18 protein-coding genes and 1 pseudogene are annotated in these 22,492 nt (G+C 44.5%); 6 read left to right on the forward strand and 13 right to left on the reverse strand.

The genetic code is table 11. The features are described 5' to 3' along the window. Positions 1-180 precede the first annotated feature (180 nt). A complete protein-coding gene (locus L5L94_RS03875) occupies positions 181-1,296 on the forward strand; it encodes a tyrosine-type recombinase/integrase (RefSeq protein WP_113940403.1) in 1,116 nt (371 codons plus the stop codon). A 420-nt stretch (positions 1,297-1,716) separates the two neighbouring features. Continuing rightward, positions 1,717-3,774: a PhoX family protein gene (locus L5L94_RS03880; protein ID WP_263148237.1), complete on the forward strand. Its 2,058-nt coding sequence runs from the start codon at positions 1,717-1,719 to the stop codon at positions 3,772-3,774. 147 nt (positions 3,775-3,921) lie between these two features. Here L5L94_RS03880 and L5L94_RS03885 read toward each other — a convergent pair whose 3' ends face one another. Further along, positions 3,922-4,686: a tRNA-uridine aminocarboxypropyltransferase gene (locus L5L94_RS03885; RefSeq protein WP_219250823.1), complete on the reverse strand. Its 765-nt coding sequence runs from the start codon at positions 4,684-4,686 to the stop codon at positions 3,922-3,924. A gap of 407 nt (positions 4,687-5,093) precedes the next feature. Between L5L94_RS03885 and ampC the strand changes: the two genes are divergently transcribed. Both ampC and emrD read left to right on the forward strand, forming a co-directional pair. Then, positions 5,094-6,278 carry a class C beta-lactamase gene (gene ampC, locus L5L94_RS03890; RefSeq protein ID WP_263161290.1) on the forward strand — a complete coding sequence of 395 codons (1,185 nt, stop codon included), beginning with the start codon at positions 5,094-5,096 and terminating at the stop codon, positions 6,276-6,278. A gap of 407 nt (positions 6,279-6,685) precedes the next feature. Next, positions 6,686-7,918 carry a multidrug efflux MFS transporter EmrD gene (gene emrD, locus L5L94_RS03895; RefSeq protein WP_263161292.1) on the forward strand — a complete coding sequence of 411 codons (1,233 nt, stop codon included), beginning with the start codon at positions 6,686-6,688 and terminating at the stop codon, positions 7,916-7,918. Between the two features lie 153 nt (positions 7,919-8,071). Here emrD and pssA read toward each other — a convergent pair whose 3' ends face one another. Both pssA and L5L94_RS03905 read right to left on the reverse strand, forming a co-directional pair. Beyond that, the gene (pssA, locus tag L5L94_RS03900) at positions 8,072-9,385 is read right to left on the reverse strand and encodes a CDP-diacylglycerol--serine O-phosphatidyltransferase (protein WP_263161294.1); all 1,314 of its coding nucleotides are present in this window, start codon (positions 9,383-9,385) and stop codon (positions 8,072-8,074) included. Positions 9,386-9,396: 11 nt separating this feature from the next. Then, the gene (locus L5L94_RS03905; RefSeq protein WP_028759882.1) at positions 9,397-9,729 is read right to left on the reverse strand and encodes a DUF1904 domain-containing protein; all 333 of its coding nucleotides are present in this window, start codon (positions 9,727-9,729) and stop codon (positions 9,397-9,399) included. A gap of 428 nt (positions 9,730-10,157) precedes the next feature. Here L5L94_RS03905 and L5L94_RS03910 point away from each other — a divergent pair, with 428 nt between their 5' ends. Both L5L94_RS03910 and dacB read left to right on the forward strand, forming a co-directional pair. Further along, complete coding sequence (locus tag L5L94_RS03910; RefSeq protein WP_263161297.1) at positions 10,158-10,334, forward strand: hypothetical protein; 177 nt, start codon at positions 10,158-10,160, stop codon at positions 10,332-10,334. A gap of 59 nt (positions 10,335-10,393) precedes the next feature. Next, on the forward strand, positions 10,394-11,887 hold the full coding sequence (dacB, locus tag L5L94_RS03915) for a D-alanyl-D-alanine carboxypeptidase/D-alanyl-D-alanine-endopeptidase (protein ID WP_263161299.1): 1,494 nt from the start codon (positions 10,394-10,396) through the stop codon (positions 11,885-11,887). 101 nt (positions 11,888-11,988) lie between these two features. Here dacB and L5L94_RS03920 read toward each other — a convergent pair whose 3' ends face one another. The 10 genes and pseudogenes from L5L94_RS03920 to aroA form a co-directional block, all read right to left on the reverse strand. After that, a complete protein-coding gene (locus L5L94_RS03920) occupies positions 11,989-13,746 on the reverse strand; it encodes an acyl-CoA dehydrogenase family protein (protein ID WP_263161301.1) in 1,758 nt (585 codons plus the stop codon). 229 nt (positions 13,747-13,975) lie between these two features. After that, positions 13,976-14,518 (reverse strand): DUF2058 domain-containing protein, encoded by a 543-nt coding sequence (locus tag L5L94_RS03925; protein ID WP_006086757.1) that lies wholly within the window; start codon positions 14,516-14,518, stop codon positions 13,976-13,978. Between the two features lie 70 nt (positions 14,519-14,588). Further along, entirely contained in the window at positions 14,589-15,410 is an 822-nt protein-coding gene (locus tag L5L94_RS03930; RefSeq protein ID WP_028759878.1) for an SDR family oxidoreductase, read from the reverse strand. A 198-nt stretch (positions 15,411-15,608) separates the two neighbouring features. Then, positions 15,609-16,304: an orotidine-5'-phosphate decarboxylase gene (gene pyrF, locus L5L94_RS03935; RefSeq protein ID WP_263161304.1), complete on the reverse strand. Its 696-nt coding sequence runs from the start codon at positions 16,302-16,304 to the stop codon at positions 15,609-15,611. A gap of 45 nt (positions 16,305-16,349) precedes the next feature. Beyond that, positions 16,350-17,510, reverse strand: coding sequence for a lipopolysaccharide assembly protein LapB (lapB, locus tag L5L94_RS03940; RefSeq protein WP_113940394.1), 1,161 nt, complete (start codon positions 17,508-17,510; stop codon positions 16,350-16,352). 1 nt (position 17,511) lies between these two features. Continuing rightward, positions 17,512-17,787: a LapA family protein gene (locus L5L94_RS03945; protein WP_263161307.1), complete on the reverse strand. Its 276-nt coding sequence runs from the start codon at positions 17,785-17,787 to the stop codon at positions 17,512-17,514. A 122-nt stretch (positions 17,788-17,909) separates the two neighbouring features. Further along, complete coding sequence (ihfB, locus tag L5L94_RS03950) at positions 17,910-18,197, reverse strand: integration host factor subunit beta (RefSeq protein WP_006081718.1); 288 nt, start codon at positions 18,195-18,197, stop codon at positions 17,910-17,912. A gap of 73 nt (positions 18,198-18,270) precedes the next feature. After that, positions 18,271-19,941 (reverse strand): annotated as a pseudogene (rpsA, locus tag L5L94_RS03955) (30S ribosomal protein S1); the annotation flags it as partial. Between the two features lie 99 nt (positions 19,942-20,040). Beyond that, complete coding sequence (gene cmk, locus L5L94_RS03960) at positions 20,041-20,733, reverse strand: (d)CMP kinase (RefSeq protein ID WP_028759874.1); 693 nt, start codon at positions 20,731-20,733, stop codon at positions 20,041-20,043. Between the two features lie 186 nt (positions 20,734-20,919). Beyond that, positions 20,920-22,200, reverse strand: coding sequence for a 3-phosphoshikimate 1-carboxyvinyltransferase (gene aroA / locus L5L94_RS03965; protein ID WP_219250831.1), 1,281 nt, complete (start codon positions 22,198-22,200; stop codon positions 20,920-20,922). Between the last annotated feature and the right edge of the window lie 292 nt (positions 22,201-22,492).

Genomic DNA, 22,492 nt, shown 5'->3' on the forward strand with positions numbered 1-22,492 from the left:
CTATTTTTTAAACTAAAAAAACCAACTAAATGCTATTTAATGCGCCCTATTCCGATAACAGAAGTTTATTTGAACAAATAAGCACTCTACCAGTGATAATGACGATTATCACTGGTAGATGTAGGTGTGATTTGCGTATAATTACGTCTTCTTAATTCGATATCAGGTGACTTCAACGGCATGTCTAAAATGATCCGGACAAATAGTAATGCTCAAAATAACACCAATGTAACGAATGAAAGAGTGACTGGATCAGATCATCACAATAATAACCGTGCTGAACAGCCACGTTTTTTTGAAGAGACTTTCCTGCCACAATCTGTTCGAAGTGATTATTTAAGTGCTGCCGAAGAAACTGAATATGAAATTTCAGCCAACACCCGCCGTGTTTATAATACGAGCTTTAGTCTATTTAGCCGTTATTGTGCCGAACACCAACTGCAGGCTCTGCCCGCAGATCCCCGTAGCGTGATTTCATTTATTGGTTATCAGAAAGAATTGATCCAAGAGAGTACTGGAGTACAACTTTCTAAACAGACATTAACGACTCGACTCGCGGCGATTCGCTACCACCATATTCAAGCGGGATTCCACTCACCTACCGAGCACCCTCTGGTGATCAGAGTGATGCGCGGTTTAAGTAGAAATCAATCTCGCCATGTGAGTGATTATGATCAACAACCGATTATGTATGATGAAGTGGAAATGCTCATTCAAGCTATCGATGAACAAGTGCAGCCATTAACCCGAGCAAGAGACAAAGCCATTATTCAGTTAGGATTACAAGGTGGGTTTCGCCGTTCTGAACTTGCAGATATAAAAGTTCAATATGTCAGTTTTTTACGCAATAAGCTAAAAGTTCGCCTACCTTATTCGAAGAGTAATCAGCAAGGCCAACGAGAATGGAAAGACCTGCCGGATCATGAACCTTTTGCAGCACTCAACGCGGTAAAAAATTGGTTATCACTAGCCAATATAGAGGATGGACATTTATTTAGATCGCTTTCCCGTGATGGGAAATATTTACGCCCTTATCAAATAGTAGAACATCACTCTGAAGCTAATTCAAGTTTACATAAAAATAGTGGTTTTCTCACGGGAGATGATATTTATCGCATCATTAAAAAATATTGCACAAAAGCGGGCCTACCTGCAAAATTTTATGGTGCCCACAGTCTGCGTAGTGGTTGTGTCACTCAACTCCATGAAAATGATAAAGATCATTTATACATTATGGCCAGAACTGGCCATACCGATCCGCGCTCACTTCGCCATTATTTAAAACCAAGAGACTAAAACCCAAAAGACTAAACTAGATCATGACTCGATAAGAATCAGTTAGTCTTTTACCTAAAATAAAATAGCAATTTTAACGTTAAATATAAATCTATCATGTTTATGAAAAAAAATGATATTCAGTAATTATATTAAAATTATTTCCAATTTTTAATTTGAAAAATAATTAAAGCAATAACTTCACATTATATATTTTTATCTGTGACACAAGATTTGACATCATAGCAGAATAAAAATCCTAATCGAGGTACTTTGACCTCAGCAGCTTAGACCATAGCAAACTGCTGGTTAACATCTTTATAGCATATCGGGTTTATTGCTCACTGCAGTATTATTGTAATATAAAATCATCTTTATTGTCATATTGATACTTTAGCCTTAGTCACGAAATTTAATCCATCGTACTAGCCGGAGTAATATATGAGTAAGGCCACCTTTGATCCTACACTTTATAATAAAAGTAATAACGAGCCATTTAACCAAGTGTTGGATAAACATTTATCTCGCCGTAACTTCGTAAAAAGTGGTTTAGGCCTCAGTGCTATGACAGCTTTTGCCAGTGTAGGCTTAACTGCTTGCGGATCAGATGACACACCCGTTACAAAACCTGTTGATCCAGTGACACCTTTGCCACCGACAAAAAGTACCGCCAAGCTAAACTTTACGTCAGTTGCGGGTTCTCGTTTAGATGCCGTCGTTGTGCCAGAAGGCTATACAGCGCAGGTACTTGCACCATGGGGCACGCCATTAAATGCAAAAGCAGCACCATGGAAAAGCGATGGTAGTAACACTGCCGATGACCAAGCGAACTCAGTCGGTATGCACCACGATGGCATGCATTTCTTTCCATTAAATGATACGGGTAATGACGGTTTACTTTGCATTAACCATGAATATATTGATGAAGTTGCATTACACCCTGCAGGACAAACTTTTGATCCTACTTCAGGTTTGCGCACGATTATCGATGAGGTACGTAAAGAAATCAACGCCCATGGCGTATCGGTTGTACGTATAAAACTGGTTAATAATCAATGGGAAGTGGTTAGCAATGATAACCATAACCGCCGATTCACAGGTGCGACTGTAATGGATATTAGCGGTCCTCTCGCCTACTCTTCTCTACTCGAAACCCGCTACTCTCCCGACGGTAGTCAGGCTCGCGGTACATTAAATAACTGCGGCAATGGTTACACGCCTTGGGGCACTTATTTAACCTGTGAAGAAAACTGGCCAGGCTACTTCGCAAACCGTGGTACGTTAACTGCCGAGCAAAATCGCATTGGGATCAGCAAAACCAGCACACGTTATGGCTGGGATGATCTTGCAGGTCATGATGAAGAACGTCTCGATGAGTTCGCGCGTTTTGATGTCACGCCAAAAGGCGCAAGTGCTCAAGATGACTATCGTAATGAAGCGAATGGTCACGGTTATATTGTTGAAATTGACCCTTTCAATCCAACATCGCGCGCAGTAAAACGTACCGCGCTTGGTCGTTTCCGCCATGAGGGATGTACCTTTGGCAAGCTAACCGAAGGTAAGCCAGTAGTATTCTATTCTGGTCACGATTCACAATTCGAATACTTATATAAATTTGTCTCGGCCGCGGCGTGGGATGCAAAAGATGCTGACAGCAGCAATCGCATACAAACTGGCGATAAGTATATGAATGAAGGTACTTTATATGCAGCTAAGTTTAATGCAAATGGTGGTGGTGTTTGGTTGCCTTTAACCTTAGATAGCCAGACTACGGACGGAAAAACCCTAGGCAATACTTTCGCTAGCTTAGCCGAGATTATTTTGAACACAGCAGGCGCAGCGGATCTTGTTGGTGCAACACCTATGGATCGCCCTGAATGGTGTGCTGTCGATCCTTTCACTGGTTCAATTTATTTGACCCTGACCAACAACTCAAAACGAACTGAAACCAATCCAGCGAACCCAAGATTGAAAAACCACTTTGGCCATATTATTCGTTGGGATGAAAGTGACAAAGATACTGAATTTACATGGGATATCTTCGTATTCGGATCACCAAGTGATGGTAACGCAGAGACAAACTTATCAGGCTTAACGGATCTTAACCAATTTGCCAGCCCAGACGGTTTGGCCTTCGATCAACGCGGTATTTTGTGGGTTCAAACCGACAATGGAGCCAAGGAGGTCGCAGAAGAAACCAACGATCAGATGCTAGCAATAGTGCCTTCAACGCTTGTTGATGGCCAAGAGAAACAGCTCGGCGTAACGGCTGATAACCAAATGGAATTAAAGCGTTTCTTCGTTGGACCAAACGACTGTGAGGTTACGGGTTTTGCTATTAGCCCTGATTACACATCTGTTTTTGCTAACATTCAGCATCCCGGTAATTGGCCTTATTCGTCCAATGCCGCTGAAAAAACGCCTGCGGGCACGACATTACGCCCTCGCGCCGCTACGGTCGTTATCCGTAAGTTAGATGGTAAAGAAGTCGCGGTATAAACAATTATGCTTGTGCGAGGTATCTTCTTAATATGAAGTTCCTATAAGTTAATTGCTACACATAAAAAATCCCCTCACTGTAGGGGATTTATTATTTAAGAAGATAGTTAACTAGCCTTTTTCAAAATAGATTAAATCCAACATCGATTAACTCTTACTACGACTTGCTTGTTCAAAGGCAAGTTCAAAAGCATCGGTAAAATCTGTAATTGGCAGAAGGTCCTCACGGCAACGGCGATTGCGGCCAAGTAAGGAAGATTCAACAAACAAATCAAACCAAGTACTTAAGGCTTTGCCATTAGCCGCTTCGCCAATCGCTCCTAAAGCCAATGATGCCACCTCGGCGGTGCCAAGTTGAAAATCATGACTACCTTTACGCAATGCATAGGTCGCGAGCGTGTCGGGATCGAAGGAAAGCAACGGCAGTGATTGTAAGTAAGGACTCTTACGGAACATTTTAATCGCTTCACGCCAACTGCCATCGAGCATGATTAGCAGCGGCCGTTTACCTTCGGCCAATGTCGACATCGGCACTTGGTTTAGTACGGTTTGCCCTTGCTCTGCATACTGGGCAGGAAACACTAAATAGGGTTGATATTGCGGCGAATTAAGCAAAGCAAGCAGCTCAGCTTCAGGTTCTGTACGTGACCAAATGTAGGCGTGGGTATCAGGGATAAGATCCGCTATGAGTCGTCCACTATTAGTCGGCTTTAACACCTCATCGTTATACATAATCAGCAGAAAACTGGCGTGAGTATCTAACTGACGGCGTAGCGCACAGGTACAGAACTGCTCACCTAAGAGACATAATGGACAGCGGATCAGTTTTTTACCGCGGGCACCAAAGGGTTTAGTCGAAATAGACTTACGGTACTGATATAAATGGTGCACTGCATGGGGGGCTAAAGCCATAAAAACCAATTCTCTATCAAACTTATTAAGGATCGCGACCACATCAGTTAGCACTTTTAATCGCGGTGGCGCAGTTTATCCCTTGGCCATCAATGGTGCAATCGCACAATACATTATCGTGATAAAAGGCCGGTGTCAGTGGTTGATGGTTTCATCTGCAGCCTAACGTCAGCGAGATAATTTTAGAGCACCGAGCAATTATCTCTTAAAAAAGCTGTAATGTATTAATCTGTGTTACCACTTAGCATGCAATAGTGTGCAACACTAAACCGACTAAATTAACGTTTAAATTACTTATTGGGGGAGTATTTAAGCTAAATATCAGTAATGACTTAACTTAGTGTGGAATTGCCCTAATATCATGCGAAAATCTACTCTACAAATACAGTCTCAATGAAAGGTCAATTATGCACCCAAAAGCCCCGATCGCTTTAATACCGTTATTAAACGGCATCCTAATCTCTGCGGCCCTATTCTCTCATGCCACTGCAGCCAAAACACTTAATACCAAAGAAATACAGACTCTTGTAGATTCGGCGGTGAAACCTTTGATGGCTGAGTACGCTATTCCCGGCGCAGTGATTGGCGTCACCATAGAAGGTAAGCAGTTTTTTTATCAGTATGGCGTCAGTTCTAAAACCTCTGGGCAAAGTGTGACTGAAGATACCCTGTTCGAGATTGGCTCTATCAGTAAAACCTTTACCGCAACACTGGCTAACTATGCACAGGGCGAAGGTAAATTAACACTCACAGATATGGCCAGTGATTATGTTCCAGCATTAAAAGGCAGCCATTTTGATAAGATTAGTCTTATCAATTTAGCCACCCACACAGCGGGTGATTTGCCGATGCAAGTTCCTGATAAGGTCACTAATAACGCAGAGTTAATGGATTACCTTAAGCATTGGCAACCGTCATTTGCCGCGGGGACCCACAGAAATTACGCCAATCCGAGTATTGGGCTGCTCGGTATGATTGCCGCGCAGAGTTTAGGGAAAACTTTTCCACAAGCCCTTGAGCAAACACTATTTCCACAATTGGGTATGACAAGCAGCTACATTAACGTTCCGAGCAGTAAAATGGCCGATTATGCCCAAGGCTACGATAAGCAAGACATGCCAGTGCGGGTCAATCCTGGGGTATTAGCCGATGAAGCTTATGGCGTTAAAACCTCTGCAAAGGATTTACTGCAATTTGTTGAGGCCAATATGCAAATGCACCCGATTGCCAAACCACTGCAAACGGCACTCGATGAGACCCACACGGGATACTTTGATGTGGGCATGATGACCCAAGATATGATTTGGGAGCATTACTCATATCCTATTGATCTTGATAAAATACTTAAGGGTCACACTCAGGAAGTCGTATTTGGCAGTACGCCAGTTAAACCCATAGTGCCGCCCCTCGCGCCGCAGCAAAATGTGTGGATCAATAAAACAGGTTCTACTGGCGGTTTTGCCGCTTATGCAGCATTTATTCCCGCGCAAAAGCTTGGCATAGTATTGTTAAGCAATAAAAATTATCCCGTACCGCCTCGGGTGACTGTGGGGTATCAGATTTTAACGGGCATAGAGAAATTACAAAAATAGCATCTTGCTAGTCGCGACTATTAAAGGAGATAAGGAGATAGGCCGATTCGCAATCTCCTTTCTTATTTGTTCCTTTTAGCGTGATTTTTTTAGGGTGGCTTGTATTAAGCACCTTATCCACTTACTTACCTCCAATCTCTTAATAGCCAATATTTTTAAGCAAACTCCCATGTAAGAAAATAGGCAGTGAAGGGTTAATCTGAGTATTAATTCATTTGCAATTATTCGACCTAGTTAACAGACAAATAACCCTACGTAAGTTTAGCTTTACAGCTTAAAATCAGGATAAAAACTTATGCATCGCATTAAAAATTATTTCGTTAAATCAATATGATTGACACTTGAAGTTACGCTTTTAGGGAGTAAGATGCGCGCAAATACCTTAAGTGACCTTTTTCGGAAATATCATGTCAGGCACGCCACATTCTCCTATTCATCACAATGTCGCTCCAGCAGCGAGTCAGTCTAGCTTACTGTTAATGATTGTCTTTATGGTCGCCTGTGGCCAAATGGCGCAGACGATTTTTGTTCCAGCCCTTCCGCAAATCGCACTCGGGCTCCATGTGGACGCCAGCCAACTACAAGCCGTGATGGCCTGTTACTTACTCTCCTACGGAATGTTTCAATTTGTGTATGGCCCAGTGTCAGATCGCGTTGGCCGTAAAATGCCACTCATCGTGGGTATCGCAATTTTCGTTCTAGGCGCTGTGTTCGCGGCGAAGGCCACAAGTTTTAACCAACTGATAATGGCAAGCCTTATCCAAGGATTAGGCACAGCCAGCGCAGGCGCATTGTGCCGTAGCATTCCCCGCGATCATTACTTTGGCGACCTACTGGTAAAATTTAATAGCTATGTCTCTATGGCCGTAGTGTTTTTACCTTTGCTTGCACCATTTATCGGCAGCGCCACTGCGGCCTATTTTGGCTGGCAAGCCGTATACTGGGTATTAGCAGGATTCGGTGTCGCGGTCTGGCTATTGTTTATATTCCTCTTTAAAGAGTCTTTACCTAAGGCGCAACGGGAACATCAAGCCGTTTTCAAATCCTATAAGCATGTCCTGCGCCATAGAGCATTTCGCGCTTATTTATTTTCATTGATCGCCACCTTTGCCGGTATTGCGGCGTTTGAAGCCATTGCTGGCGTACTCTATGGCCAATATCTCGGACTGACACCTTTTATGGTCAGTTGTTATTTTGTTGCGCCAATTCCTGGCTACTTACTGGGGGCACTCATCGCGGGCCGACAGAATAAGCCACAAAGGGTTGTTTACCAAAGTGTTGCGTTACTCGGTGCTGGCGCATTATTTATGTTGATCCCAGGTCTTTTTAATTTAGTGGTTGGCTGGAGTTTACTTATTGGATCGATTTTATTCTTCAGTGGTGCAGGCATGCTGTTCCCTACCCTAACATCTGCTGCGTTAGAGCCATTTCCACGTCAGGCGGGGATTGCGGGCGCATTACTGGGGGGATTACAAAATTTTGGTGCCGGACTTGCCGCATTAACTATGTCTTTAGTGCCGATGGGCGGCCAGTTAAGCATAGGTTTATTGAGTGCTGTAATGGTAGTTTTAGTGATTCTGTCTCTGTATTACGCCAAAGATCAAAATGATACTCACCAGAATTTAATGCCACAGATTTAATGCATATGATTTGAAGCGACAATTCTTGGTTTAAGCTAAATCTATTACCGTCAGTCAATAAAAAGCCCACATTGTTGTGGGCTTTTTAAATCGATAAGACACTGTAATAAATAAAAAATACCGATTAATTTATAGCTTCGATAGCTTTAATCGTTACAGAATGCGACGCAGTAAAAAATCAGCTTTAAGGCGACGAATTCTAGTCATGATCTTCTTCACTGGCGCAGGATAGCTCTGTAAAGTATCCACTTGGCTGTAGTGATATAACCGCTGTGTGTGTTCCAGAATATGTGCCTGCTCGGCTTCAAACTGGGCTTTCCAGCAGCCAATTTCATCTTGGATCAACAAACCATTCTCAAGATCCAGCGCCCAAGCTCTTGGATTCAGGTTAGAGCCGGTGATCAAATGCTTATTACCGTCGGCACTGATGCCCTTGAGGTGATAACTGTTGATACCGTGTTTCCACAGATGGATATTCAGCTGGCCATTATCAATCGCCCACTGTTGGCGTTTAGCGAACTTACGCAATGATTGCTCATACATATAGGGCAAGGCACCTATGGTTGAGAAATCCTGCTCTGGCGGAATATAAAAATCGTTAGCCGTCTTGTCGCCCACAACGATATCAATACGTTTGCCATTGCGTAAATGCTTAGCTAAAGCGCGCACTAAAATGTACGGCGGATTGAAATAAGGTGTGCAAATAAACAGCGAGTCTTTTGACTCTTCCACCAAGGCGACAACCACTTTATTGAGCAAGTTTTTCTTACGTCCTAGCCCAAGTAACGGCGTGATGCGATTACCATCACGGGTCTCCTTAAACTGATACTCAGCGTCAGACAGTCTCAGCTTAAAGCTACGCATGTCCGTCTTTGGTGGTAGCACTTCTTGCTCAGCATCTTGCGTTAATGAACACACAGCTGGATCAGAAATGATATTTTTCTGGATCATCGCGCGCATACTGCGCGCTAATTCGGCAGACTCAATCAAGTGATAACGATCGAAACGGTACTTATCGTGTTGTTGCAAATAGATATTATTGAGACTGGCACCGCTATAAATCACGGCATCATCGATAATAAATCCCTTAAGATGCAACACACCCATAAATTCACGGGATTTGACGGGTACACCTAAGATATCTATGGGATGTTCGGCTTCAGCCATAACTCTACGGTACATCAAATAGTTGCCGCTATCACCTTTATGGCCAATCAAGCCACGTCTAGCACGGTGGAAATCGACTAACACTTTGATATCAAGCGTTGGATTTACCGCTTTGGCATCCATGAGGGCTTGTAATATCTCACGACCCGCTTCGTCATCTTCTAAATACAGCGCCGCAATATAAATACTGTGCTTGGCGCTCGCAATACGAGCGAGTAATTCTGCCTTGAAACGGCATGGCGTGAGCAACCACGTTAAAGCCTCGGGTTGAACGGCTATTCCACCAAGCTTATCTAGCAAGGCATCCTCCTTTAAACATGCTGACCACCCCGATAGGAAGCACTAGGGTTCAGTGATAAAAACATCACAGCAATATGTGTTAACTCTGGATAGGCCTCTGTCACTGCCAACCTGATCGTTTGTTCTACTTTAAGATGTATATCAGGGTCCTTAGGGAACCAGAGTAACTCAACTTGGACAAAGCGTTGATCAATTTTTCCATTTCGAAAACTGATGCTTGGGATCCAATCTAATGTGAAACTCTCTGCATTACCTTTACATATATCCGCCAATGACTGCAGTAATGTTTGGCTGAACGCTGCAACGACCGCTTGTGGTAAGCCGCGCATACTAATATGTGGCATGGTTTAGTTGTTACCTAAGAACCTAAAATCGTAAGGGGTAGAAATTACCGACTTCACCTCGTCTCGGCAAGACTTTTCTCCCAAAAGTCTTGTTAAACCTAACGGTTTTGCTGGTAATTTGACCTCACGCGATTTTATTCCACTTTAGTGCACCGATTTACCTAAAAATCTTCTTCATTTATCCTTGCTTGAAATCGCATTTTACAGTGAGTATTCTCGGCATTATTTGCCCGTCCACACAATATTTCTCCCTAAATAGGGTGATTCTTAACGCTACAAATCAGTCCAAATTTCACTGAACTGCGCCCAAAATGTCTGCCAAATCACAAAATAATCTTCAAACCCATTTCATTCACCCCGAATCCAGTGATTTAGCGTAAACTAAACCGCCTATTTGCGATTAGACCACACGATACAAGATTAAGACTATGAACAAAAAAATTCTGCTGACGTTAGCACTGACATTGCTGTTTGCTTGGGGTATTTTCCATTTTAAAACCCAGTTAGGGTTACTCATCCTGCCTTTGTTTATTGGGCTGGTATTGTTTGTTACCCTACGTTTATATCGCTTGATGGAAAAGGATGACGGCAGCAGTGGGGATTAACCGCACACAATACCAACCTAATCTTAATGATGTTTTGATAAAAATGGCCAATAGCTAACATGGAAACGTTACTGAAAACCACTCTATATGCCTGCCTGCTCCTAGCCGCAAGTCATAATATGGCCTATGCAGAGCAACATGATTCTAGGCCGATAAGTGCCCAAACCACTTCGCTTAGCCAAGCAATCAGCAAGATCAGCCCTCGACATTCACAAATCGCCTTACTAGCAATGGATATGTCGAACAATCAAGTGATCTATAGCCAACAAGCTGAGACCTTGTTTATTCCAGCCAGTACCCAAAAGCTGCTCACGGCAGTCAGTGCTGTGGCTCAACTTGGGCCTGATTTTCGTTATGTCACACAATTATGGACAGATGCACCGATACGCAAGGGCCATATCGCAGGCAGTGCTTATCTGCGTTTTAGTGGCGATCCCACGCTGACTCAAGCCGATCTCAAGGCCATTTTTGCCAATCTCGTAAAACAAGGCATTAATCGCATTGACGGACATCTGTATTTACTCGGCGATAAACAAGAGCAAATGCAAGCTCCGGGCTGGGTTTGGGATGATTTGGGCATTTGTTTTGCCGCGCCAGTGTCGAGTTATATTATCAATCAGAACTGCGTCTATGGTCAGTTTAGCCCAAGCTCTACCAGCAAACCTTCACAGGTAAGTCTGCGCGCGGGGAGTTATGGAGTTAAAATCAGCAGCGATGCGGTGTTTGATCAAAAGGCGAGCCGCGAATTTTGCCAACTTGATATGGTCAGATTAGGTCAAAATAACTACCATTTACGCGGCTGTTACCCTGGCGGTGAGTCGATACCACTGGCGATTGCGGTCAGCGATCCGTTCAAATTTGCCCAAGATAACCTCACCTCCCTACTTAAAGGCGAGATGTCTCTTGCGGGTAAAGTACAACTCGGCACTAGCTTACCCCAAAAGGCAAAACTAATTGCCAGCCATAGCTCGGCGCCCTTACCTGAGCTGCTCGAGACTATGCTGCTCAAGTCAGATAATTTGATTGCCGATAGCCTTTTTAAGCAACTTGGTAAAAGTTATTTTAAGACCCAAGGCAGCTTTACCAATGGTGCCGCTGCCATGCAGCGAATTTTAACGAATTTAGGCATAGATTTGAGTAACGCCAATATTGTGGATGGTTCAGGATTGTCACGCTATAACTTGCTCAATGCCAAGCAGTTAGCCGCGGTGTTGGCGCTAATCCACCAAGATAGCCGCTTTAGTCCGTTAATCACGAGTCTGCCACAGGCAGGGATCAGCGGCACCTTAAGATATCGTATGGGCTACAACAAGCCGCCGCTTAAACAGCAAATTTTTGCTAAAACAGGCTCGATGCAAGGCGTGTCTAACTTAGCGGGCTTTATCCGTTTGCCCCAGCATAACGATACCTTGTTTGTAATCCTTGAGAATGGCATGAGTCCTGAATTGAAAAATCAACATAAACCCTCATTCAATGCCGAGTTTCTTAAACAATTGATTTCAGTGCTGCAACCGTCATCAACGACTGCGACTGTGAATACTGCGGCTCACTAGAGTCATTAATTAACTGCTACAGAGTAAAAAACTTGCACAAAAAAGCACTGAGTCATCAGTGCTTTTTCAGTTTTTATCTAAACGAATATACCGAAGCCTTGTTAAAACAACTCCGCAGGCATCGCCATAGTCGTCGCATCACCAGCTCTGACTTGAGCGATATGGTAATCCGCTTTTGGCAATAACTTATCAAAATAGAACTTAGCCAAATAGACTTTCTGCTCGGCGAAAGCGTTATCTTCATGATCCGCGACCTTATCGACCATAGCCAACCAGTAGAAACCATACAGGGTGTAACCAAAGGCATCTAAAAAGTCGACCGCACACGCATTAATAAGTGCAGGCTGAGCCACTTTGCGATCATTAACTGACTCGGCAACGATGACCAAGGCATCTAAACGTGCGCATACTGCCGCCACTTTCACCGCATCAACATGGGTGAATGCCCGCATTTGTGCCTTCAAGTCTGCCACAAATTCGTTTAATGCGGCTAAGTTATCGCCGGTGACTTTACGACCGAGGAAATCAATGGCTTGAATGCCATTGGTACCTTCATAAATCTGAGCGATACGGGTATCACGAACTAATTGCTCAATACCTGTTTCACGAATATAACCATGTCCACCAAAGACTTGTTGCGCCATGATAGTCGCATCTAGACCCCGATCGGTTAAAAATGCTTTCGCCACTGGCGTTAACAAACCCACATAACGCGCCGCTTTAGCCTTAACCTCATCTTGGGCATATTTTGCTAAATCCAGCTGTTGTCCTGTAAATACAGACAAAGCACGTCCCGCTTCTGTCATCGCACGAATGGTCAACAACATACGGCGCACATCGCCATGGACAATAATGGGATCAGAATCACTGCCCGTCGGTGAGCCGCCAGCGGCGATGCCTTGATTACGCTCTTTAGCATAATCGGCCGCCATCTGGTACGCCGCCTGCGCACTGCCAAGCCCTTGAATACCTATCGCTAAACGCTCATAGTTCATCATAGTGAACATGCATACGAGGCCACGATTAGGCTCACCAATCAAGAAGCCTTGGGCATTATCAAAGTTCATCACACAGGTCGCAGAACCTTTAAGGCCCATCTTATGCTCGATAGACCCCACTGATACACCATTGGCATTGGCTAAGCTGCCATCGGTATTTACCGATATTTTAGGTACAAGGAAGAGTGAAATCCCTTTGCTATCCGGCAGCTTAGCAAGCACTAAGTGGATGACGTTTTCAGTTAAATCATGATCGCCACCCGTGATAAAAATCTTGCTGCCCGTGATGGCATAACTACCATCATCCTGCGGTAAAGCTCGAGTGCGGATATTACGTAGATCAGAACCCGCTTGCGGCTCTGTCATATCCATAGCACCCGCCCATTCGCCGGAATATAACTTAGGCAAATAAGCTTGTTTCAATTCTTCGCTGCCGTGGGCATTGATACATAAAGCTGCCCCCGCAGTTAACGAGCCATAAAGCGTAAACGCATTACAAGCACTGTAAGCCATTTCGTCGACTAAGATCCCCAGCATCTTCGGCATCCCCATACCACCAAATTCAGGATCGCCACACAAACCAATCCAACCGCCCTGGGAATACTGCTCATAAACGGCTTTGTAGCCATCAGGGGTAATCACTTGATTGTCTTGATGCAACACGCCCTGCTCATCGCCCGTCCGGTTCAGCGGATGGATCAATTCACAACTTATCTTGGCTGCTTCTTCCAAAATGGCATTAGCCGTGTCGATATCGACCATTTCTGCAATCTCAGGCAATTGTGCCCAAGTGTTTGGAGCATCAAATACCTGTTCCAGTAGGAAACGCATATCCGTCAACGGGGCTTGGTAAGGATTCATTGGTAGACTCTTAAACGTAGGATTAAAACAGTTGTTTTAATTTATACCAGTTCACTGTAGAAAACAATCTCATTACAAATACAGCCGCGAATAATATAAAAGTATGCGAGTGTGTGAGCTAAGTATAAATTCAACTCATAAAAAAACCCTTAAGCCTGAACTTAAGGGTCTCTATTTTATAAGCTTTACCACAGTGTTGTCGCAGAGTTAGCTCACAAGCTTGTGGCAATTACCACATTAAATCATCAGGAATTGCGTAATCTGCATAGGGATCATCTTCAACGACCACAGCTTTAGATTCATCCTGTTGCCACAGATAACCACACCACTGCGGCACCAGCAATTTGACTCGTTCGGCCAACTTATGTGGTACTAAGTAACTCTTATCTTCGTAACGTACTATGCCTAACTGCCCTTTAAGCAATTCTGCCTGCAGTTTTTCATCTATGTATAAAGAATAGATTTTATTATCAAGAGTATAGTTAAATTTCACTTCAGCATAAGCTGGGATCTTAATCGCAGACTTAGTGAACTCTGTGATTAAACCGCGCACCTGTCCACGCTCAGATGCCTCAGCAAAACGTTGCTCATTTAGCACTTTATCTTTTTGCGCCTGCAACCGTTTTTGCTCGGCCACTTCTTGCTTAAAAGCACTTGAGCCATCATCAACTCGTGATTTTTTGTCACGGCGTTTTTGAGTCTTAACGTCGCGAACCTTTTGTTTACTGGCAAGCCCTGCTTTGAGTAGCTGCTCTTGTAATGCATTAGCCATGGATCATTACCTACTTAATTTCTATAAAATCAAAGTTCTCGATTTTGAATATCAATAATCTAAAACCAAACTACATTTTTGCGGCCAGTTCGCCAAGCTCTGTCATCGCGATACTGGCGCCGCCAAGTGACCAACCGCCATCAACCGGCAGCACAACTCCCGTAATATAGGAAGCTAATTCAGAGCCTAAGAATAGCGCGGCATTGGCGATATCCTGACCTGCGCCGTTGCGTTTTAGCGGAACGGATTGGGCAACCTTTTGCTGTAATGCAGCGCTGGGTGCAAGGCGATTAAAACCTTCAGTATTGGCGATGGGGCCAGGCATAATCGAATTAATTCTCAGCCCCTCACAGCCCCACTCTAACGCTAAAGTTCGCGTCAGCATATCCACACCCGCTTTAGCCGCACACACATGCACTTGCATTGGCATAGCGATCGAAGCCTGCGGCGCCGAAATCTGGATAATATTGCCATTGGGGCGACGCAGCAAAGGATAAGCCTGCTTTAGCACTTGAAAACTGCCGAGCAAATCAATGTCCATCACCGACTTAAAACCATTGGCCGAAAGCTTTGCGGCGCTGGCAGGGAAATTCCCCGCCGCGCCGCTTACCAGCACATCGATAAAACCAAACTCAGAAGCGATTTTATCAAAACCGACTTCAAGGGCGCTAAGATCGCGCACATCAAAACTCACACCCAAATGAATACCGTCAGGATTGGCCTGTTGCAACTGCAATACCGCGGCATCTATTTTATCTTGACTGCGGCTTGCAACGGCCACATTTGCGCCAGCCTGTGCGAACGCAATGGCAATCGCGAGATTTATCCCACTGGTTCCTCCGACAACGACAACATTCTTACCTTGATAGTTAAACATCGTAGCATTAAACATGGGCGTTCTCCGTGAACAGTGAGATAAGCACTCAGGATGTGATTCATTATTCTATGCTGTCATTCAAGATACTATTTCAACTTTTATCAATCATATCAAGGATACCAACAAGCGATTCCAAGCCTTTTTTATTTAAACGACGGTCAAACGACTTTCAAACCGCGCTTTAGACGGCGATTTATACGGCTATTGAAACGTCTATGCCAATGATTGGTGAATCGCTTGCAATGCTGCTAACGGGTCGGCAGCTTTGGTGATTGGGCGGCCAATCACTAAGTAATCAGAACCCGCTGCTATCGCTTGAGGTGGCGTCATCACGCGGTGTTGATCGCCAGCATCACTGCCAACTGGGCGGATCCCCGGCGTCACGAGTTTGAAATCCTGACCTAACAGCGATTTTAACGCTGTCGCTTCTTGGGCGGAACACACCACGCCATCGAGTCCCGCTTGCTGCGTGAGCTTCGCCAAACGTTGAACATGCTCAAACGCAGGCACATTGATGCCGAGTAATTTAAGATCGTCATCACTCATCGAGGTTAATACCGTGACCGCGATCAGCATAGGCGCTTTGTCGCCGTATGGCAGCAAGGCCTTTTTGGCTGCTTCCATCATGGCTAAGCCACCGCTGGCATGTACGTTCGTCATCCATATGCCCAGCTCAGCAGCAGCGGCCACGGCTTTGGCGACAGTATTGGGAATATCGTGAAATTTCAAATCGAGGAATAAATCAAAACCACGATCATGGATATCTTTCACCAGTTGCGGGCCAAACAAGGTAAACATTTCTTTGCCGACTTTAAGGCGGCACATGTTGGGATCGAGTTTTTCTATCAGTTGTAAAGCATGGTTTTTATTATCGTAATCAAGCGCTACGAGGATAGGTTTAGTCGTCATCATCTCTCCAACGGGGTTACACAAACTGTGTATTCTTCTAATAGATTATTCGCCGTCTAGGCCTCGGATCCGTTTAATGCTGCCCCAGTTTTTACAGGAAGGACAATGCCAGTAAAGCGCATGAGAAGGAAAACCACACTCCTTACAACGGTAACTCGGACGGAATTTAATTTGTTGTTCAACGAGCTGCTCTAGCATAGTTAAACTTTGCTTGGCTTGCCCTTCTTCGGCTTGGCGCAAATGCATCTGCATCAAGTGCTGAAAACCTTTCATGGTCGGATGGCGATATAACGCATCGAGCACCATGGTCTCTGCCGCTTTAATCTCATCAAGACTTATCATGTGCTGCGCTAAGGCGACCACCACAGAAGCTCCAGCGCCATCGGCCATGGCGCCCGCGAGTAATTCTTGAAAACCTTCTTTATCTTGCGTGTCGCGATAAACTTGTTTGGCCGTGGGGATTGCATCGGCAAAAAGCTCGATATCGGCTTTTTTCAGTTGCAGCAGCATTTGCTTACACTGGGCATAATCTTGAATATCGAGGAATTTTTTCGCTAGGGTCAATAATGCACGACCGCATTGAGGATCTTGCTTCAGCGCTTGCTGTAGCAGTTTAATTTTCTGCGCATCATCACTGGCTTCATCGGCTAATTGGCAATAGAAATGCGCCGTTAACGGCTTTAAAACTTGCTGACGTTTACGACTCAAACGCTTAGTGATATCAATCGCTTTTTGCCACTCTTTAATCACTTGATAAATAGCAATAAGCTGTGTTTCAGATTCTTCACTGTGATCGTCTTGGCTGACCAAGTTGATAAAGATTTCTTCAGCTCTGTCGTAAAAACCTGCTGCTAGATAATCTTTACCCAGCTCCATCATAGCGATGTCACGCTGCTCATTAGTTAATGTAGGCCGCGCGATTAAATTTTGATGGATACGAATAGAGCGGTCGACCTCTCCTCGCTTACGGAACAGCGAACCGAGTGACAGATGGGTATCGATGGTTTCATCGTCAACATCTAGCATACTGATAAACAAATCGACGGCTTTATCCGATTCGTTCGACAGTAAGAAATTGAGGCCAGTAAAATAATCCCGGCTCAATTGTTTACGTTGATTACTTTGATTCTGCCTTATGCTCCGTCGCCCCATATACCAGCCATAGGCGGCAGCAATGGGAAGCAACAGAAAGAGGATCTCAAGCATATTAGGCGTCTACATCCTGAGGGATTTTAGCGATCACTTGATTTAGTTTCTTTTTAGTTGCCGCTAAACTTAATTTCAAGCGAACAATATAGTAGCTAGCAAATAACCAACTCAAAATAAAACCAGCAAAAAAGACAATCGCTAAGACAACAGGTAAACGATATTCACCCTGTGCGACAAAATAGCTGATGGTCACCACTTGTTCGTTGCGCACGCCAAAAATCAACGCCAGAATAAATAACAGTGCCACAAGCACAGTTGCTACAAATGATTTCACGCTGCACTCCCTAAACGCGTTTCAATTTAATGATTATCCAAGAAATTTACTAAGCTGACCAGCATTGCCTTGCAATCGATACAAAAAAGCCTCCTAACGGAGGCTTTTGACTATGCGGTCAATCACACATTAACGGCGTCAACACGCTCGCGCAGTTCTTTGCCTGGCTTAAAGTGCGGGACGTATTTACCTTCCAAATCGACTGATGAACCAGTCTTTGGATTACGGCCAGTCCGCGGTGCACGATAGTGAAGCGAGAAACTACCAAAGCCACGGATCTCAATACGATCACCGCTTTCTAATGTTGTTGCCATTTGCTCCAACATTTCTTTGATTGCGCCTTCAACCTCTTTCGCCGACAGCTGCGACTGCCTGGTGGCGAGTTTTTCGATAAGTTCAGATTTCGTCATCCTAGCTATCCCCTATTATCAAGCCAAACACAGTCGCCTAATGGGGAGAGATGTCTCCCCAAACAACAGGCGATTATTTACGAGCTGCTTTAAACGCTTCAGCCATTGCATTGCTAATAACAGCGTCATCTTGTTTGTTCAGAGTCGCCATTACTTCTTTCTCTTCAGCTTCGTCTTTCGCTTTGATTGACAGGCTGATAGAGCGGTTCTTACGGTCAACACCCATGAACTTAGCTTCGATTGCATCACCTACATTATAGACAGTAGATGCATCTTCGATACGCTCACGTGAAATGTCAGCTACACGGATGTAACCTTCAACAGTGTCAGCCAGTTCAACAGTCACACCTTTAGCATCAACAGCAGAAACAGTACCGTTTACGATAGTACCTTTCTTCTTGTCAGCCAAGTATGCGTTGAATGGATCATCTTCAGTTTGCTTAACACCTAAGCTGATGCGCTCACGCTCTGGATCTACAGACAGAACCACTGCATGGATTTCATCGCCTTTCTTGTATTCAGAAACTGCGTCTTCGCCAGTACCGTTCCAAGAAATGTCAGACAGGTGAACTAGACCATCGATACCGCCGTCAAGACCGATAAAGATACCGAAGTCAGTGATTGACTTGATCTTACCAGAAACCTTGTCGCCTTTGTTGTAACGAGTTGCGAAGTCATCCCATGGATTGGTCTTACATTGTTTCAGACCTAGAGAAATACGACGACGCTCTTCATCGATGTCCAGAACCAGAACTTCAACTTCATCACCTAAGTTAACCACTTTAGATGGGTGAATGTTCTTGTTAGTCCAATCCATTTCAGAAACGTGAACCAGACCTTCAACGCCTTCTTCGATTTCTACGAAGCAACCGTAGTCAGTTAGGTTAGTAACGCGACCAGTTAAACGTGTGTTTTCTGGGTAGCGTTTGCTGATTTCTAACCATGGATCTTCGCCAAGTTGTTTCAGACCTAGAGACACACGAGTGCGCTCACGATCGTACTTCAGTACTTTAACGTTGATTTCATCGCCAACATTGACGATTTCTGATGGATGTTTAACACGTTTCCACGCCATATCTGTGATATGTAGCAGACCGTCAACACCACCTAAATCTACGAATGCACCGTAGTCAGTCAGGTTCTTAACGATACCCTTAACTGCTTGACCTTCTTGCAGGTTTTCTAACAGTGCATCACGCTCAGCGCTGCTTTCTGATTCGATAACTGCACGACGAGAAACAACAACATTGTTACGCTTCTGGTCTAGCTTGATAACTTTGAATTCTAATTCTTTGTACTCTAAGTGAGCGGTGTCGCGAACTGGGCGCACGTCAACTAGAGAACCTGGTAAGAAGGCACGGATACCGTTTAATTCAACAGTGAAACCGCCTTTAACTTTACCATTGATGATACCGATTACAGTTTCAGCATCTTCATAAGCTTTTTCCAGAACGATCCAAGCTTCATGACGTTTCGCTTTTTCGCGAGACAGTTGAGTCTCACCGAAGCCGTCTTCAACAGAGTCAAGAGCTACGTCAACTTCATCGCCAACTTGAATTTCTAAAACGCCTTGAGCGTTTTTGAATTGTTCAGCTGGGATTGGGCTTTCAGACTTCAGACCCGCGTCAACCAGTACCATACCGTTTTTGATTGATACAACAGTACCACGAACGATAGAGCCTGGACGGAATTCCAGAGTTTGAAGGGATTGTTCAAATAGATCAGCAAAAGATTCAGTCATGTTTAGGTTACTTTCTTTATTAAACCACTGTCCGTCCTAGACGTGGAGTCAGTCAAATTATCCGTATCATCCTTAATACGAATACCTATCCGGTGGACTAACTTAGTTAGTGCCGGATAATTTTTGGTTGATAAAGTTAAGCGCAAGCGCTAGCACTTCATCAATACCCTTACCGCTAGTATCGATAATGAGCGCGTCATCGGCGGGGACTAAAGGAGCCACCGGACGATTCATATCGCGGTCATCACGTTCGATAATTTCACTTAAAAGGCGCTCGATATTAACATCGAAGCCCTTGTCCTGCAACTGATTATAGCGTCTTTGGGCACGCTCTTCAGCTGAGGCGGTTAAATATAATTTTGCCGGCGCACTTGGGAAAACGACTGTTCCCATGTCACGACCATCGGCAATTAATCCTGGCGCCGTTTTAAAGGCCCGTTGGCGACGTAATAAGGCTTCTCTCACCCGTGGAAAGGCAGCGACTTTTGAAGCGGCATTCGAGCACTCTTGGGTGCGAATGTCGTTGGTGACGTCTTCACCTTCTAATATCACTTGAACCGGATCTTTATCATTGCCTGTTAGAAACTTCACATCCAGATGTGCCGCTAACAACGTGATAGACTCTTCATTTTCCAGTTCAACGTTATGATGAATTGCTGCAAGCGCAAGAACTCGGTAAATGGCACCACTATCAAGTAGTTGCCAACCTAGATGCTGAGCCAATAATTGACTAATTGTACCTTTGCCAGCACCACTTGGGCCGTCGATTGTGACTACAGGAGCCCGTTCAGACATACATTCCTCCGCAAAAAATAACCATCATCCGTGAGTTCATCAAGTGAGCCCCCGAAAATGAGCGCGCCGCATTGTACAACAAAAGACAAACAAAATCCGTGGATTTTTTATGAAGATTAGAAGCCGCACAAATACGGCTTGCTATTCTTGACATCGATGGTTGTAACAATGACGAAACAAACAGACTTAGCCTTGCAGGCTCGCAAACTGCTTAAAGTAGTCAGGGAATGTTTTAGAAGTACAATCTGGATCATTGATGGTGATACCGCAATCGGCAAATGCCAGCATAGAAAAGCACATGGCCATGCGGTGATCATTGTAGGTATCAATTTCAGCGGTGTTAATCACGGCTGGCGGGGTGATTTTAATGTAGTCATTCCCCTCTTCAACCTCGGCGCCCACTTTTCGCAGTTCAGTTGCCATAGCCGCTAACCGGTCGGTTTCTTTAATACGCCAGTTATAGATATTGCGAATAACCGTCGTGCCTTTAGCAAATAATGCGGCCGTTGCAATGGTCATGGCCGCATCGGGAATATGGTTCATGTCTAAGTCGACGGCCGTTAATTGGGAGCCGCGTGCAATAATATAGTCATCGCCCCACTCGATATCAGCGCCCATTTTTTCGAGCACATCGGCAAATTTTACATCGCCTTGGATACTCAAACGACCCACACCCGTGACTTTGACTTCGCCGCCCTTAATCGCCCCTGCCGCGAGGAAATACGATGCCGATGACGCATCGCCTTCTACCAGTACTTTACCCGGTGATATATAACGCTGGCCTGCAACAATCTCAAAACGCGCGTAGTCATGGTTAATGACGTTAACGCCGAACTGCGCCATCAAGGCGATAGTAATATCGATATAAGGCTTAGAGACTAACTCGCCTTTGACATGGATATTGACGCTGCCCTTAGCAAGCGGCGCAACCATCAACAAAGCCGTTAAAAACTGGCTCGATAAATCGCCTGCAATTTCAACATCACCGCCATTAAGGCCAGTGGCATTAATCGTCAGTGGCGGGAAACCGTCATTTTTAAGATAAACAATATTGGCACCGAGTTGCCTTAAGGCATCGACTAAATCGCCAATCGGACGCTCTTCCATACGTGGTTCGCCCGTGAGAGTAAATTCACCTTGGCCTAAGGTTAAGGCGGCGCATAAGGGGCGCATTGCGGTTCCCGCATTGCCTAAAAACAATTCCTGCGCGGATGCTGAGGAAATCACACCACCTAAACCATCGAGTTCACACACAGTATTGTTTTGCGATAAACGGTAGTTCACCCCTAACTGCTTGAGGGAGGCCAACATGTGGCGGATATCATCTGAGTCGAGCAGATTGGTGAGCGTGGTCGTACCTTGGGCTAAGGTGGCCAATAATAAGGCTCGATTTGAAATACTTTTTGAGCCCGGAATATTGATTTCACCGCGGACTTGCACAACAGGTTCAAGACGTAATTGCTTCATGAATAAATCTTCTTTCTCTATAGGGCGTCATCATCACGATCACGCGGACTGAATACGCAAAATGGCAACTTCACGCTACAGCGCGTCAAGTTAAGATTACAAATAAAAGGAGATTGGGGCCTTGTTGGTGCTTCGTCGTTATAAAATTACCGATTGTCGCTAAGGATTCAACCGTTTTTTCGAGAAAAATGGCATTTTGGTCAGATTATTTGCTGAGAACAGTGTAAAAATAACAAAAACGCAAAATTTAAGCGGTTAATTTATGATTTAACCGTATTTTTGGCAGGCTTTT

This window comes from Shewanella sp. SM21 (assembly GCF_025654335.1).
Lineage (GTDB): Bacteria > Pseudomonadota > Gammaproteobacteria > Enterobacterales > Shewanellaceae > Shewanella > Shewanella oncorhynchi.

Excerpts from the sequence above, each read along its gene's own strand:
- L5L94_RS03875 (WP_113940403.1), top strand. The coding sequence starts at position 181 with ATGTCTAAAATGATCCGGACAAATAGTAATGCTCAAAATAACACCAAT.
- L5L94_RS03880 (WP_263148237.1), top strand. The coding sequence starts at position 1,717 with ATGAGTAAGGCCACCTTTGATCCTACACTTTATAATAAAAGTAATAAC.
- L5L94_RS03885 (WP_219250823.1), bottom strand. The coding sequence starts at position 4,686 with ATGGCTTTAGCCCCCCATGCAGTGCACCATTTATATCAGTACCGTAAG.
- ampC (WP_263161290.1), top strand. The coding sequence starts at position 5,094 with ATGCACCCAAAAGCCCCGATCGCTTTAATACCGTTATTAAACGGCATC.
- emrD (WP_263161292.1), top strand. The coding sequence starts at position 6,686 with ATGTCAGGCACGCCACATTCTCCTATTCATCACAATGTCGCTCCAGCA.
- L5L94_RS03905 (WP_028759882.1), bottom strand. The coding sequence starts at position 9,729 with ATGCCACATATTAGTATGCGCGGCTTACCACAAGCGGTCGTTGCAGCG.
- L5L94_RS03910 (WP_263161297.1), top strand. The coding sequence starts at position 10,158 with ATGAACAAAAAAATTCTGCTGACGTTAGCACTGACATTGCTGTTTGCT.
- dacB (WP_263161299.1), top strand. The coding sequence starts at position 10,394 with ATGGAAACGTTACTGAAAACCACTCTATATGCCTGCCTGCTCCTAGCC.
- L5L94_RS03920 (WP_263161301.1), bottom strand. The coding sequence starts at position 13,746 with ATGAATCCTTACCAAGCCCCGTTGACGGATATGCGTTTCCTACTGGAA.
- L5L94_RS03925 (WP_006086757.1), bottom strand. The coding sequence starts at position 14,518 with ATGGCTAATGCATTACAAGAGCAGCTACTCAAAGCAGGGCTTGCCAGT.
- L5L94_RS03930 (WP_028759878.1), bottom strand. The coding sequence starts at position 15,410 with ATGTTTAATGCTACGATGTTTAACTATCAAGGTAAGAATGTTGTCGTT.
- pyrF (WP_263161304.1), bottom strand. The coding sequence starts at position 16,304 with ATGACGACTAAACCTATCCTCGTAGCGCTTGATTACGATAATAAAAAC.
- lapB (WP_113940394.1), bottom strand. The coding sequence starts at position 17,510 with ATGCTTGAGATCCTCTTTCTGTTGCTTCCCATTGCTGCCGCCTATGGC.
- ihfB (WP_006081718.1), bottom strand. The coding sequence starts at position 18,197 with ATGACGAAATCTGAACTTATCGAAAAACTCGCCACCAGGCAGTCGCAG.
- cmk (WP_028759874.1), bottom strand. The coding sequence starts at position 20,733 with ATGTCTGAACGGGCTCCTGTAGTCACAATCGACGGCCCAAGTGGTGCT.
- aroA (WP_219250831.1), bottom strand. The coding sequence starts at position 22,200 with ATGAAGCAATTACGTCTTGAACCTGTTGTGCAAGTCCGCGGTGAAATC.